Origin of the sequence: Lysobacter daejeonensis GH1-9, from assembly GCF_000768355.1 — a bacterium.
GTDB lineage: Bacteria > Pseudomonadota > Gammaproteobacteria > Xanthomonadales > Xanthomonadaceae > Aerolutibacter > Aerolutibacter daejeonensis.
Map to the genome: position 1 here is coordinate 1 of NZ_AVPU01000004.1, position 13,600 is coordinate 13,600.

Annotated in this window: 18 protein-coding genes; 15 read left to right on the forward strand and 3 right to left on the reverse strand. The window is 65.3% G+C overall.

Annotated elements, in window-relative coordinates; all coding sequences use genetic code 11:
• The 8 genes from N800_RS15815 to N800_RS03195 form a co-directional block, all read left to right on the forward strand.
• Nucleotides 1-610 (forward strand): AbiJ-NTD4 domain-containing protein (locus N800_RS15815; protein ID WP_198032458.1); only part of this gene is annotated, 610 nt, incomplete at its 5' end.
• A gap of 61 nt (nt 611-671) precedes the next feature.
• The gene (locus N800_RS03165) at nt 672-1,220 is read left to right on the forward strand and encodes a HEPN domain-containing protein (protein ID WP_036134818.1); all 549 of its coding nucleotides are present in this window, start codon (nt 672-674) and stop codon (nt 1,218-1,220) included.
• Nucleotides 1,221-1,777: 557 nt separating this feature from the next.
• Complete coding sequence (locus N800_RS03170) at nt 1,778-2,080, forward strand: nuclear transport factor 2 family protein (protein ID WP_269635124.1); 303 nt, start codon at nt 1,778-1,780, stop codon at nt 2,078-2,080.
• Nucleotides 2,081-2,153: 73 nt separating this feature from the next.
• Nucleotides 2,154-2,609 carry an energy transducer TonB gene (locus N800_RS15170; protein ID WP_052107863.1) on the forward strand — a complete coding sequence of 152 codons (456 nt, stop codon included), beginning with the start codon at nt 2,154-2,156 and terminating at the stop codon, nt 2,607-2,609.
• Nucleotides 2,597-3,331, forward strand: coding sequence for a hypothetical protein (locus N800_RS03180; protein ID WP_036134820.1), 735 nt, complete (start codon nt 2,597-2,599; stop codon nt 3,329-3,331). The genes N800_RS15170 and N800_RS03180 overlap by 13 nt, the downstream gene beginning before the upstream one ends.
• 80 nt (nt 3,332-3,411) lie before the next feature.
• A complete protein-coding gene (locus N800_RS03185) occupies nt 3,412-3,954 on the forward strand; it encodes a hypothetical protein (protein WP_232227530.1) in 543 nt (180 codons plus the stop codon).
• An 86-nt stretch (nt 3,955-4,040) separates the two neighbouring features.
• Complete coding sequence (locus tag N800_RS03190) at nt 4,041-4,532, forward strand: hypothetical protein (RefSeq protein ID WP_052107895.1); 492 nt, start codon at nt 4,041-4,043, stop codon at nt 4,530-4,532.
• Between the two features lie 200 nt (nt 4,533-4,732).
• On the forward strand, nt 4,733-5,194 hold the full coding sequence (locus N800_RS03195) for a cupin domain-containing protein (protein WP_036134822.1): 462 nt from the start codon (nt 4,733-4,735) through the stop codon (nt 5,192-5,194).
• Nucleotides 5,195-5,210: 16 nt separating this feature from the next.
• Here N800_RS03195 and N800_RS03200 read toward each other — a convergent pair whose 3' ends face one another.
• A complete protein-coding gene (locus N800_RS03200) occupies nt 5,211-7,844 on the reverse strand; it encodes a tyrosinase family protein (protein WP_036134825.1) in 2,634 nt (877 codons plus the stop codon).
• Nucleotides 7,844-8,098, reverse strand: a complete 255-nt coding sequence (locus N800_RS03205) for a hypothetical protein (RefSeq protein WP_036134828.1) — start codon at nt 8,096-8,098, stop codon at nt 7,844-7,846. The genes N800_RS03200 and N800_RS03205 overlap by 1 nt, the downstream gene beginning before the upstream one ends.
• 645 nt (nt 8,099-8,743) lie before the next feature.
• Here N800_RS03205 and N800_RS03210 point away from each other — a divergent pair.
• The 7 genes from N800_RS03210 to N800_RS03240 all read left to right on the forward strand — a co-directional run bounded on the left by N800_RS03210 (nt 8,744) and on the right by N800_RS03240 (nt 12,346).
• Entirely contained in the window at nt 8,744-9,484 is a 741-nt protein-coding gene (locus N800_RS03210; RefSeq protein WP_198032460.1) for an aspartyl protease family protein, read from the forward strand.
• Nucleotides 9,485-9,618: 134 nt separating this feature from the next.
• A complete protein-coding gene (locus tag N800_RS03215) occupies nt 9,619-10,257 on the forward strand; it encodes a hypothetical protein (RefSeq protein WP_156962855.1) in 639 nt (212 codons plus the stop codon).
• Between the two features lie 161 nt (nt 10,258-10,418).
• Complete coding sequence (locus tag N800_RS03220; protein ID WP_036134833.1) at nt 10,419-10,811, forward strand: hypothetical protein; 393 nt, start codon at nt 10,419-10,421, stop codon at nt 10,809-10,811.
• A 79-nt stretch (nt 10,812-10,890) separates the two neighbouring features.
• The gene (locus N800_RS03225; protein WP_156962856.1) at nt 10,891-11,088 is read left to right on the forward strand and encodes a hypothetical protein; all 198 of its coding nucleotides are present in this window, start codon (nt 10,891-10,893) and stop codon (nt 11,086-11,088) included.
• Nucleotides 11,085-11,471 (forward strand): VOC family protein, encoded by a 387-nt coding sequence (locus tag N800_RS03230; RefSeq protein ID WP_036134838.1) that lies wholly within the window; start codon nt 11,085-11,087, stop codon nt 11,469-11,471. Before N800_RS03225 ends, N800_RS03230 begins: the two co-directional genes overlap by 4 nt.
• Nucleotides 11,472-11,483: 12 nt before the next feature.
• Nucleotides 11,484-11,897, forward strand: coding sequence for a GFA family protein (locus tag N800_RS03235; RefSeq protein WP_036134841.1), 414 nt, complete (start codon nt 11,484-11,486; stop codon nt 11,895-11,897).
• Nucleotides 11,898-11,956: 59 nt separating this feature from the next.
• Nucleotides 11,957-12,346, forward strand: a complete 390-nt coding sequence (locus tag N800_RS03240; protein ID WP_036134843.1) for a VOC family protein — start codon at nt 11,957-11,959, stop codon at nt 12,344-12,346.
• 77 nt (nt 12,347-12,423) lie between these two features.
• On the opposite strand, the gene N800_RS03245 is transcribed toward N800_RS03240, so the two are convergent.
• Nucleotides 12,424-13,293: a pirin family protein gene (locus tag N800_RS03245; RefSeq protein WP_036134845.1), complete on the reverse strand. Its 870-nt coding sequence runs from the start codon at nt 13,291-13,293 to the stop codon at nt 12,424-12,426.
• Nucleotides 13,294-13,600: the final 307 nt, after the last annotated feature.

Below are 13,600 nucleotides of genomic sequence, written 5' to 3' on the forward strand. Positions count from 1 at the left end.
CGTCCGTGATTTCGGGGTAGAACCCCACTACTTTTCCAGTCCATGGAATGAGTGCTATGACATGATTGAATTTTGTGTGTCATATGCGCCCGAGAACATGAGCAAAGCTCTGGTGCGCATGAGCAATCGAGTTCTCGAGGAGCATATTTCTGGTTACCGCCTAATCAACGGCCAGATCGCTCCAATAACATCTGAAGACGAGATCTCTAGCATCGAGTCTGCTATTGGAAATAGCGCTCTCAATGCCGGCGCTCGTGCCCACTTTAGGTCTGCGCTCGAAAAGCTCTCGGATCGGGCAGCTCCGGATCATAGAAACTCAATTAAAGAATCGATCAGTGCCGTCGAGGCGGTCTGCCAACAAATCACTGGCGCCCCATCCGCCACCTTGGGGCAGGCGCTGAAACCTCTAGAAGATAAAGGCCTGATACATCCCGCGCTCAAGTCAGCACTTTCAAAGCTTTATGGATATACGTCTGACTCCGGCGGCATCAGGCACGCAATGCTTGAAGAAACGTCAATCACTTTTGTAGATTCTAAGTTCATGCTCGTGGCCTGTACTGCCTTCGTCAATTACTTGATTGACAAGTCCAGGCTTGCGGCTGCCAGCTAACAACTCCTTCAAGCCGAGGCCGCTTCGCGGATCGGGTTAATTCAGGCGTCGAAACTGAGCTATGACATCACAGGCATTCCAAGCGTTCGAGTTCGCCATTCAGGACGCCAACGACCTACTCAGTCACTTCGACTCCCTCAACCAGCAGCCTCCACCACCTAGCGCAGAGGTCCTTAAGCGCGCCAGCTTGGTAATGGCATTGGCCGCCCTTGAGACCTACATCGAGGATCGAATTGTTGAGGCGGCGGGAGCGGTTTCTGGTGGGACGGGCAATGGCGGCCGCCTAGCGGAGTTCTACATCTCGTCCTTGCAGAACGATCTTAAGTACTTCCACACCCCAAGTACTGACCGCGTCCGCGCCATCTTCGAGAAGTTCCTGGAGATTGATGTAACCGAGGGTTGGGTCTGGAACAACTACGATCCTGCCAGAGCGCGTGCTGAGCTGAATCGTCTTGCCAAGAAGCGAGGAGATATCGCCCATCGTTCGTTGCGGCCACGGGCTGGTCAACCTGACGCCCACGCAGTAACTCGCGAGGATCTTCGCAAGCACATTCGGTTCATCTGTGATCTGGTTGCCGCAACAGACAAGTATGTGGCGGCAAAGCTCTAGCGCTTGACTTAGATTGCGCCCGTATCCATCGGTCGAGACGCTGCCATCCCCGCGACGCGGTCATGGTGAACCCCGTGACCGACCCTGGACTTGGCGAAGCCGCGTCAGTTGTTCGGTGGCGAGATTCACGATTGGAGGAGTCCCAGACCCCATCGAGGCAGTGGCCGACCAGGTACGAGGCAGTGGGGAACTGGGTCCGAGGCAGTGGCCAACCGGGTCGAGGCAGTCCCCGACCGGGTGCCAGGCAGTCTTGGACTGGGTGCGAGGCAGTCGCCGACCGGGTATGAGGCAGTCGCCGACCGGGTATGAGGCAGTCGCCGACTGGGTGCAAGGCAGTCCCCGACTGGGTGCAACGCAGTCCCCAACCGGTTACGACTCAGTCGCCGACTGGGTACGACCCAGTCACCGACCCCATCCCCCCCAACCGCCTATGCTGTCCGTCCACTGCGCCGATCGGGTTCGCCATGCACACGCTGCTGCAAGCCGAGATTCCCGCGTTCCTGGTTGAGCTCGAGGACGCCTTCAACCAGGCCATGGTCCCCAATGACGTCGAGTAGATCGCCCGCTGCGTCACCGACGACTGGATCCTGGTGACGCCCGAGGCCGGTCCCATCCCGGGCGCCCGCGTCCTGGGCGTCATCGGCTCGGGCATGCTGACCCACGCCACCATGACCAAGGTGGCCACGCATGCGTGCGTGATCGGCGACGTGGCGTGGATCACCGGTCGCGGCCAGAACACCGGCACCTTCAAGGGCCAGCCCATGGCGGCCGACGAATACATCACCGACATCTACCGCCGGGTGGATGGGCAGTGGCGCTGCATGCTGACCCACCTGACGCCGGCGCACGACGGGCGTTAGGCTGTGGCGCACCCGCCGCCGCGTCGCGGGGTGGAGGGGGATCTGACCTTGGACCGCTCTGGAGAACGTAAGGATGCTTTCCGCACTCATTGGCCTTGCCCTGCTCGCAGGTGACGGCGCGGTACCGCCGCCGCCACCGCCGCCCGAGCCCCCGAGTCGCCCGTGGGAGGCCAAGTGGAGCGCGATCGAGCAGGAGGCCTGCACGCCCAAGCCGCCGCAGCAGCACATCGCCTACCCGGAGCACCTGATCGGCGCCAACGTGTCCGGCACCGCCGTGCTGATCCTGGTGCTGAACCCGTGCGGTGAGGTCCGCGACGCGATCTTCGAGCGCAGTTCGCGCAACCGGGACATCGACCGGGCGGCCCGGGACAGCGCCCTTACCTGGGTCATCGACCCCAACGTGGCCCAGCTGCCGCCGGGGCGCGGCGGGCGGGTCCGCGTGCCGGTGGTGCTCACGCCGTCCGCGCCCGAACCCGAGCTGCCGGCATGGTTGCGATGCGCCACGTCGGAGGGCCCATGCGCCAACTGACCTTGTGCTTCGCGCTGTGGTTGCCGGCGGCGTCCTGTTGGGCCGACAAGATTGAGGGAGTGGCGAGCCACATGCTGCGTGGCCCGGCGGACGCCTACATCGGCGAGCAGTACCGTGCCGAGGTCACGCGTTCCATGCTCGCTGCGCAGAAGGGTGACACCCGCGCTGCATGGGCGGCGTTGCAGGCGCCGCTGGCATTCTGTGACCAGCAGAAGAACACTGATCAGTTGCGCGTGTACAGCGTCAACAACGACGCCGAGGCCAAGGAGTACCGCGACGCCGAGCCGGGCGTGACCACCATCTTTGTCGACCAGGCGTGCCCGGCGGCGTACAAGGCCGCCGCGTTCCTCGCGGTGGGCGCCAACGATGCGGACGCCGCCTTTGCTTACCTGGACCGCGCGCAGGCGCTCTCGCCGCACTGGGCCGAGCCGCTGGCCGAGCGCGCCTACCTGGTCGGCAAGCTGGGCGATCGTGCCAAGTCGCTGCTGATCTACCAGGAGGCCATGGCGCTGGCGGAGAAGTACCCCAGCTCCGCGTACCTCAAGCCGCTGATCCTGCGCGGCATCGGCTTTGCGCTGATCGAACTGGATCGCCTGGACGAAGCGGAGCAGGCCTTCAACGACTCGTTGAAGCTGGAGCCCGGCAACGACTTGGCGAATAACGAGCTGCGGTATATCGAGCAGCTGCGGTGGGCCAAGGCGAAGTCGTCGACGTCGAAGTGAGCTTGGTACTTGGGGCGTGCGACTTTCGGTCCGGCGCCGTTCTCTTGATGTCTGTTCCCTGGGGGAGGTGTTGATTGGCCATGATGCGTTTTCGCGCAGTACTGCTTGCGCTGTTATTGACGCCCTTGGTGGCGTTTGCCCAGGACGGTTGGAGAAACATGGACGGCAAGCCGATCGCGGAAAGCGAGTCGGTCAAGTCGATTGAGGGATTCAGCGCCATGCTTCTCGTCACCCCAGACCAGGACTGGATGGAGAAATGGGAGACGCCGCGCGAGCACACGCCGCACTTTTCCGAAGCCAAGGAAGTCGGCCCCGGCGGGGAGCTCTTCATCCTCACGTTCCTGGGCAATCCGCAGGTCGACCCCGCGTCCGGCATGACCGATGTTGCCTGCGACTTCATCGTGCAGCGGCCGGACGGGTCCTACTCGATCCGTGAGCTGGACATGCCTTGCTTCAAGGCGGAGCTGAAAGGCGATCCGAAGGGCGTTTTCCTGACCACGGCGTGGTTGAAGTTCATTGCCGAGCCCGCAGACCCGCGCGGTACCTGGGTCGTGATGGTCACGGTCAAGGACCGGCTGCGTGCCGTCGAGGTGCCGCTGCGGACTTCGTTTGTCGTGCGGTAGGCGCGCCCTTTGCTATTGTCGCCGCTGCTGTTTTACCGGGTGCCTTGGATGGTGGCGTGATGGCTGCGACAAAGAAAGGTGTAAGCGTGCGATGGCTAGCCGTGCTGCTGATGGTGTTTTCCGTGTTCCCAGTATTGGCCGCCACGCCCTACCAGACGCAGGGCATCGTGCTGCTGCAACCGGATTTCGTGCTGCAGGAACGCGTTCCTTCCATCGATTCATTGAGTGGCTACATCAAGGCGGTGCAGGCGGCGGCGGAAGCAACAATGGCCCGTGAGGCGCCGAGCCCGACCAGCGGTTTCGTGGTGCTCGCCGTGCGTCCCGGTAGACGCTCGATGGCGTGGCTGGACTTCCAGCCGGCGCTTCCCGATGCCGTCGCGGCGCGGCTGACCCAAGCCATCCAGGCAGTGCCACCGTTTGAGGCACGCGACGGCGTGGTGGTGTTTGCGCTGAATGCGACGCTGTGGGATGCGCCTTCCGCGCACGGTTTTCCCAATCCCTCCGCATGGCGCAAGGCCTTGGAGGGGCGTAGCGAGCCAATGGAGATCGGTGATCTCGTTAATGAGGTTTGGCCCTGAGGCCCATCGGCCCTGTCACGGTTACCGACCCCTGGCAATGGCCTCACCGACCCCTCGCCCACGGTCAGGGGCCCCCATCCCCACCAACGGCCTCGGCAGGCTCCATCACCCATATGGGCGAGTCGGCCGGCCCGATGTGCGGGTAATGTCACCCGGATCAGGGGCAACGCCCCAAGGGCTTTGCCAGCCAGGAGAGGGTCATGCACAAGCACCCCTATGTTGTAGCCTTCCTCGGCATGCTGCTGGGCAGCGCGGCCGTCCTCGCGCAATCGCCTCCAGTTGAGCAGGCCTTGGCGCGCACCCACCAGGATGCAGGTCTCACATGGGCGCCCTGTCCCGAGGGGTTCCCCATGGGTTGCGCGATTGCGGTGCTCCATGGTGACCCCGCCAAGGACAACGCGGACCTCCTGTTCCGGGTGCCTGCGGGCGCGCGGATTCCAGCCCACTGGCATACGTCGGCGGAACGGATGGTGTTGCTCTCGGGCGAGATGGAAGTCGCGTACGAGGGGCAGCAGGCCACCACGCTCAAGCCGGGCACTTATGCGTACGGCCCTGCCAAGCGGACACACAAGGCGCACTGCACGGGCGACGTGCCATGCGTGCTGTTCATTGCGTTCGAGTCGCCGGTGGACGCGGTGCTTGTGGACGGCGCGGCAAAGTAGTTCCCACGATTCAAGTTCAGCGGAGGATCGGTGGCTGCTCCTTCTCGTCGCGGTGATGGCACATGCGCTTTGCGCAACGTCGCAACTGATCCACGTCGATGCCGATGCGCTTTGCAAATTCGGCAAACCGGCCCGTAAGCACGCGTTCGCTGAGCAGGCAGCACAGGAAGTCCTTCACGCCATCACCGTCCCGGCCTGGACCGCCGTCGCCCGGTCGCGGATCGCCCGGCTGTGGGACGCGGCCGATCACCGCGGAGAGCAGTTGCTCGCGCGTGAATCGTGCCCCGCGTGAGGCATGGCCCTCGGCGACCAGATGGAAGCGGTGCGCGCCGTTCTGCGTGGCCACCACCGCCGCCTCGAACAACCCGACGTCGGTCTCATGCAGCGCTACCACGGTGGTCGACTGGTCCGGGAGCGTCACGGTCGCGTTGATGGTGGGGTGGGTGGCAAGCGGCCGCCCATACTCCGTAAGCCGTGCGCGCAGGTACAGCGTGGAACCGGGCGCACTGCCGGTCTGGCTTAGCCTCGCGCGCATGTTGAGGTTGGAACGCGCATGGAACAACGCATGGAACGGCAGGCGCGGGGCCTGGCCCGGGGCCGAGATGGCGCCGGGCATGTGCGTCAGTTTGGCGGCGTCGCCCCGGCCCATCAGCGCCAGCAGCAGTTGCCATTCGCCCTCCCAATGTTCCTTGCCGTCCACCAGGACCGGAAGCGTCACGCGCAGGCTGCGCGAGGCGGAGCCGGGCCGATAGGTATCTGGCGGGAGCTGGGGTACGCCGACAATGGTTCCGTCCGGGGCCTGCAAGGCAATGGCAAGGAACTGCGGCGCCCGGGTCAAGGCGACGGCATCGAAGGCGATGTCGGAGCGGGTGATCGAGAAGGGCACGCGCGCAATCTCGCCGAAGCCCACCGAGCCTTCCGGGTCGCGGACGATGTCGCGATTGAGGACGCCGGCGAGGATCTGGATGAAGAATTTCTCCAGCAGGAACTCATCGTCCTGTGCCAGGGCGCCGGTGACCAGCATGAACCCGCCGGAGTCGTCGGCGATGGCGCGGAGGATGTCGTTCTGGACATTGGCCGCGTCGGCAACGCCCACGGCATAGACCCGGTCGGTGATCAGGTCCTGGACGTCGGCGATCCGCGGCGTGCGATCCTCGATGCCGTCGGTGAAAACGACGATCGCATTGGTGTCGAAATCGCCTGCGATCGGCGAGGCCCCGATGAGACTTGTCGCCTGCTGGATGCCGGCGCCGATGCAGGTGTGGGGATACGCGTCGGGCGGGCCGTGCTGGCTGATCTTCAGCCGCACATCGTTGCGCACGCCCGAGGTGAGCGCGCCGGCGACCTCCAGGTCACGGACGGTCTGGGCGGCATCGGAAAAGGCGACCATCGCCACGCCATTGTCGTCATAGAGCTGGTCGACGAAGGTGGTGGCGGCGTACTGCAGTACCTCCAGGCGCATGCGGTTGTTGCCGGCATTGGCGAGCATGCTGCCTGACTCGTCCAGCACCAGGGTCACCGAGGCCCGCGGCCGACGGACGGAGTTGGCGACGATGGGGACATCGTCGTCGCGCCAGACCTCGTCGCCAAACGCGTTGTGGGCGACCACACTCATCGTGCCCTGATCGAGCGTCCCGGGCGCCTGGCCGGTGTATTGCACCCAGACCCTGAACTGGTCCGTCGGGAAAGCGCTGCCGGGGAACGAGTAGGGGCCGGGGTCTGCCAGGGTGAAGGGCCCCGAGGTGATGGCGGCCTGGAACATCAGGTTGCCGCAGCCCGTGATCCGGAACAGCGCCGCACGGTGGGTCGTATCACCCTCGGGCACGTCGTTGAAGATGACCTGTGGCGTTTCGAGCGCAATGGTGAGCGGATCGCCCGACACGAATCCCGCCATGCCCTGTGCCTGGGCACCGGCCAGCAACAGGTCGTCGGGGTGGTACACATAGCCAAGCGCAGTGTGGCTGAGCATCGACGCGGGCGTCGCGCCGCCATGCATCGGTGAGTTCAGGTCAACGAAGGCATCGCTGTCCTCGTTGCACGTGCTGGAGGCCCCTGAGTACTGCTCGAAGGCCGGCGCCGGATGATTGAGCTGCCAGATGGCCCACAGGCGGTCGACATTGCAGTGGTGGAGGTAGAACAGCGGGTCGTCCGGCGAACGCCCGCCCGCCATGGTTTCGCCGATCCAGTTGTGGCCGGGGAAGTGGGTGCCGCATTCGATTGCCCGGAACGCGGGGAAGCTGTTGGCGTTGAGCTCGGCCAGCACGTTGGCAAGGCTGGGAAGGACGACGCCGTTGTCGTCGCTGCGGCGCACATAGTCCCAGTGGTCGAAACGGCCGCCGCTGTTGTTGCGCCCGCCGAAGAAGGATTTCCACGGCTCCACGTCCAGGTCGCGTGAGTCCGAACGGGTCCAGTCCCAGTACGGCAGGCTGACCCTGTCGTCGAAAAGCCGCAGCTCCGTCTCGAGCCGGAGCAGGAAATGGCGATGCCACGGGAGGAAAGCCGGTCCCCAGTGGATACCGTGGTTGAAGTGGTCGTCATGCTCCCCCGCGAAGTTGGAGATGACACCGCGGCTGAAGACGTCGTTGAACGCGTCCGCGAGCCGTTCGCGCTCGACCGGGGTCAGGTCGACGAAGTTCTTTCGGCAGCGCATCAGCGTTCTCCTTGCTCTTTGCGCGGCCTCGTGCACTCGGCCTGGCTCAGGTAGGCCTTCGCTGCTTCGAGCAGGGAGCCACGCGCCGGTACATAGGCGTTCTCCGCAAGCACATACCCGCCCGAGTTCTTGAAGAAGCGGCGACGGGTGCCGTCGATCCACAATTCCTCTTGCTCAGGCCCGCGGACAATCCGGACGGTGTGTCCGTCCACTTCGTGTTCGCTTGATTCTTGCTTGTGCGTCTTGCCAGCCATGGCTCGTCTCCGCGCGCTTGCTCGCCTGATCTACCGGAAGCGCGGTGCCCGGCCAGGCGCATAGTCCTGGGCATCGCACGGGACTGCCGCCATCGCGGCATTCAACGGCACTCGAAGACAACCGCGTCGCACAGGCTCCGTCGGCTCCCGCGGGTGCGTCTAATCCAGAACCACGTTCTGCAACCAAGGCGCCGGTCAGTCGCTACTGCGAAGTAATGTTGAACGGTGGTATCGCACCGGGGGACGTTGAGCGGTTCGTCGTTTGCGGAAGGAATGCAGCCGATACCAATAGGGCGCGGATCCACAATACTTTTGGTGCCTGGGTGAGCATCGATCACTTCCCACGGACGACATCGGGGTTCCCCATGTTCGACCGCATAGCAACCGTTTCCGCGCCGCCCGTATCTCTCCTCCTTCAACAACTGGAGGTAGTCAGGTATGGAACAAGCTAAGCGGGTACATCACCGAGTGCACGCGTGCGGCGCGTTGGGCACGGTATCAGTCAGGCGCCTTGCCAGTGCTTTGAGCCTGTGGGCCGCGCTGGCGTCTTGGCCGGTCAGCGTGTATGCCACTGCCCCCCGTGACGCATGTCAGCTCGCTGACGCGTTGGATGAGGCTCCGCTGATACAGGTCCCTCTTGAGCTGGTGGACGGCCGCATCTACGTGCAGGCCCACGTCAATGGACGCGGCCCGTTCCGCTTCGCCGTGGATACGGGCGCCAGCGGGGTGGGGCGCGCCGACGCCAGCCTGGTGGCCGCACTGGACCTGGCGGTGCATGGGCAGACGACCACCTCCGATGGCGTGCAGTCCGCCACCGTCGACACCACCCACATCGACTCGCTTGCGTTGGGTGGGCTGGTCCGCACCCACGTTGAGGTGATCACGCGCGATTACGGCAGCCGCACGTCGGTGCAGGCGCGCTTCGCCGGCATCCTGGGCCGGGAGTTCTTCGCCGACGGCCTGCTGGTGATCGACTACCCGCGCAAGCGGCTAACCTTCAGTCGTACACAGGGCCTTTCCACCACGGACGCGAATGCGTTGGCGTACGAGCGCGCCTTCCGCGTGCCAGTGACCATCGGTGACGTGCAGACGCTGGGCAACCTGGATACCGGTGCCAACGTGGCGTTCGTGCTGCCGCAGTCGTTGTACGAACGTGTGGGCGGCGGCCCGCTGGAAGCAGGCGGGCAGGGGCAGCTGACCAACGGAACCGTTGCGGTGCACAAAGCTACCCTGGCGGCGCCCATCCGAATCGGCAACGTGGGCTACGCCAACGCGGAGGTGCGCGTGTCGGACCGCTTCCCGGAGCTTCTGGTGGGCGCGCATGCGTTGCAGGATGCGGTGCTGATGATCGACCAGCGCTCCCAGCGAGTCGCGCTGTGCCAGTGACCGACCAGGCCGCGCCCCTTTGCTATTGTCGCCGCTGCACGCCCGCGACCGGAGCGGCGAATGTGTTGTTCCATCTGGCCCCGCGGCTGGCGGGCTGACGTAAACAACGGGCCTCGGCCCGCAATGGGGGAAACATGGGGATGTTGAAGTACGCACTGGCCCTCGCGGCCTGCGCAGTGGTGGCCAACGTGCAGGCCGGCACCGAGGACTACAAGCGCTTGGGCGAGCGTCCGCCCGCGGGCCAGGTAAAGACCGACTACTACCGCTTCAAATACACGGCACCGCGCGAAGTGTTCGCCGACATCGAGTGGAATGCCTTCGCCGACAAGCAGGAGAAGCGCAACACCGTCATGGTGATCGGCCTCAGCGGCTATGACACCTACGCCCTCAGCGTGCTCTACAAGGGACCGGCGGCGGAGGGGATGGACGCGCTGGCGGTGGCGCAGTCCAAGTATCCCAACCTCACGTTCGCGCCCAGCAGCAACCCGGCCTGCGTCAGCACGGCGCCCGACCGTCCGTTTGCGCTGGACGAGCGCATGGTCGGCTTCGTGGCCATGTGCATGGACGCTTCCACGCACGGCATGTACGAGCTCAACCTGTCCTGGCGCTCGATGAGTCTGATGATGCAGCCGCTGGACACGCTCATCGCCGAGTCCAGCCAGTGCGCCGCCGACAAGCGCAAGGACCCCGACACGCGCTGCGGGGACCGCATCACCCCGTACGCGGCGTCGTTCAATACCTTCCTGGCCAGCTTCTCCACGACGGGTAAGTAAGGGCCGGCCCGATTCATCCCGGGGGGCTCGCAAGGTCATCCCCAGCCATGGCAGAGTGACCCCGGGGCCGGGCCTGAACCATCAGCGCCCGGGAATGGTCGGGGGCCGCGCGCCAAGGGGGCAGGGCGGCATCCCGGATGAGGCATCACTTCGGGGAAACAATGAAACACCGCACGGCATTTCTGCTGTTGTCCGTCCTGCTCGCGGGCGCGGCCCAGGCCTACGAGCCCACCGACGCCGAGCTGGACGACTGGATGAACTACATGCGCAGCGTGGGCATCCCCAGCACGGTCAAGATCTGCGGGCCGCTGATGAACAACGAAGCTGGCTTTACCGTCGCGGCCGAAGCCTGGTCGGTGGCCAACCAGGCATCGGTGGAGCGCGGGCACGCGCTGGCGCAGGCCAACCCGCCCAAGGGCAAGCCGCTGGAGGAATACACCGCGGCCCTGGTGCAGGACTTCGAGGCCAAGCTGGCGGCCAAGCCTGCCGACGAGCAGGCCCGGATCTGCACCTCGTACCTGAAGCTGCTGGAGCAGCGCACCAAGCCGCAGTGACGCGGCGCCGATCAATCACGCCAGTTCCCTGGGGGGGGAGTTACAGATGATGGGCAACACAAAGAAAGATCGTCTTGGCATGACCCGGGCAATCAGCCGGGTACTGTTGCTGCTGGCCAGTTCGGCCGTGCTTTACAGCGTCTATCAGGTGGCCACGGGCTACAGCGCGTTCTCGTGGGCGTGGCTGGTGGCGCTGCTGCCTGCGGTGTACGGCACGTACCTGCTCGGCGCCTGCGCCCTGGACGGACGCCGCGCAATGGCCCCGGAGCACCAATGAAGCGCGTCACCGGCATCGGCGGCATCTTCTTCAAGGCCAAGGACCCCAAGGCATTGGGTGCCTGGTACAAGACGCACCTGGGCATTGACGTGCTGGACTGGGGCGGTGCGGCTTTCCAGTGGAAGAACGCCGATAACCCCGAGGGCGTGGGCACCACGGTCTGGAGCCCGTTCGCGGCGGACACCACGTACTTCGGGCCGGGCCAATCGCCCTTCATGATCAACTATCGCGTGCAGGACTTGCATGCGCTGCTGGCCGTGCTGCGTGCGGAGGGCGTGCAGGTGGAGGACAAGGTCGAGGAATCCGAGTACGGCAAGTTCGGCTGGGTCACCGACCCGGAAGGCAACAAGCTGGAGCTGTGGGAGCCGCCGGCGGGGCAGTGAGGGAGACGCGTCATGGACACGCCCGTTGCTTGCGGTTCCTGTCTCTGCGGCGCGGTCCGCTTCCGCGCCGATTTGCCATCCAAATGGGTGGCGCATTGCCACTGCAGCATGTGCCGTCGCGCCCACGGCGCAGCGTTCGTGACGTGGGCAGGCTTCCCTGGCGATCGGTTCACCATCGAGGCCGGGGCCGAGCAGGTGACCTGGTACGAATCCAGCCCCGGCGCGCAGCGCGGGTTTTGCGCGCGGTGTGGCAGCCCGATGTTTTTCCGTTCCACGCGATGGCCCGGCGAGACGCACGTGGCGCGCGCGCTGTTCACCGATCCGCTGGACCGCGAGCCTGCCGTGCATGTGTATTACGACGCGCACGTGCCGTGGGTGCAGGTCGGCGATGACCTGCCCAAGAAGGGGGCGCCGCAACCTAAGTAGCCGTATGTCGCGCGCGCATCTCGGATAATCACCGCCTCGCTTCCACTAAGAGTTCCCCCATGTCAGGTCCCGCACGAGCCGGTCTGTTTGTCTACGCCAAGGACGTGGAGCGCCTGGCGGCGTTCTACGTCGAACTGCTCGGCATGACCCGCGCGCACGCCACGCCGCAGATGACCGTACTGCGCTCGCCCGACCTGCAGCTGGTGGTGCACGCCATGCCGCCCGAGCGTGCCGCGCAGGTCAGCATCGCCACGCCGCCGGTGCCGCGCGACGACGCGGCCATCAAGTTCTTCCACACCGTGCCCAGCCTGGCACAGGCGCGCGACGCGGCGGCAGTAATGGGGGGTGCAGTGTGGCCGGAGCAGTACCGCGGCCCCGGCTTCGTCGTGTGCAACGCGGTGGACCCGGAGGGCAACATCTTCCAGGTACGCGAGAGCGTGGGGGCCTGAGGCAGTGCGCGCCGGCCAGCAACAGCAGAAGGCCCCGCAATGCGGGGCCTTCCTCGTTACAGCGCGGGTGCGTGCGGTCAGCCCGGCATCCGCCCGAACTTGCCGCTGTTGAAGTCGGCGATGGACTGGATGATCTCGGCCTGGCTGTTCATCACGAACGGGCCGTAACCCACCACCGGCTCGTCGATCGGCTCGCCGGCCAGCAGCAACAGCTTGGCATCGCTGTTGGCCTCGATGGTCACACCGGTGCCCTTGGTGTCCAGCGTGACCATCTGCGTTTCGCGCAGTACGGCCACGTCGTTCACCTGCACCGTGCCTGCCAGCACCACCACCTGCACCGTCCAACCTTCGGGCTGTGGCAGCTCGATGGTCTTGCCGGCATTGAGCCGCACGTCCCACACGTTCATGGGGGTAAACGTGTTGGCCGGGCCCTTCGCGCCTTCGTACGCGCCGGCAATGACGCGCACCCGGCCGGCCTCGTCCGCCAGGGCCACCTCGGGAATGGTGTCGGCAGTGATGGCCTGGTAACCCGGCGCGGCCTTCTTGTCCTTCGCCGGCAGGTTGACCCACAGCTGCACCATCTCGAACGGGCCGCCGGTCTTGGCGTACTCGGCGGAGTGGAACTCCTCGTGCAGGATGCCGCTGCCGGCGGTCATCCACTGCACGTCGCCCTTGCCGATGACACCGCCCTGGCCGGTGGAGTCGCGGTGCTCCACTTCGCCGTCGTACACGATGGTGACCGTCTCAAAACCGCGGTGCGGATGCTGACCCACGCCGCGCCGCTGGGTGGTCGGCTCGAAGCGGGTCGGGGCCGCGTAATCCAGCATCAGGAACGGGCTGCGCTCGGCCACGTCGGCGCCGGTGTAGCCGAACAGGCCGTGCACCGGGAAGCCATCACCGACCCAGTGGCGGGAGGGGGCGCTGCGGGTACCAAGGACCTTCTTCATGGGGTGCTCCTGAAACGTGACGGGCAGTGCCCGGTTGCCGACTACTGTAGTTTCGCCGCGCCAATGTTGGTAGTCGGCGATAATTCATAGGTTCGTTCCATCACTGAAACGAACTCGTGGCGTGTGGCCAGGAGGCGGGACGCGGTGGGTGTTGCGGAAAAGCGGACCATGGATGGTCCGCGGCGCGACTCGCGGCAGGACCCCGCGACGGAGCGCTGGAGCAACGCCCACCGCGTCCCGCCTCCGTCCCGCCACCCAAAGAAAGCGAAAAAAGAAACGGGGCCCGAAGGCCCCGTTTCCCTACCAC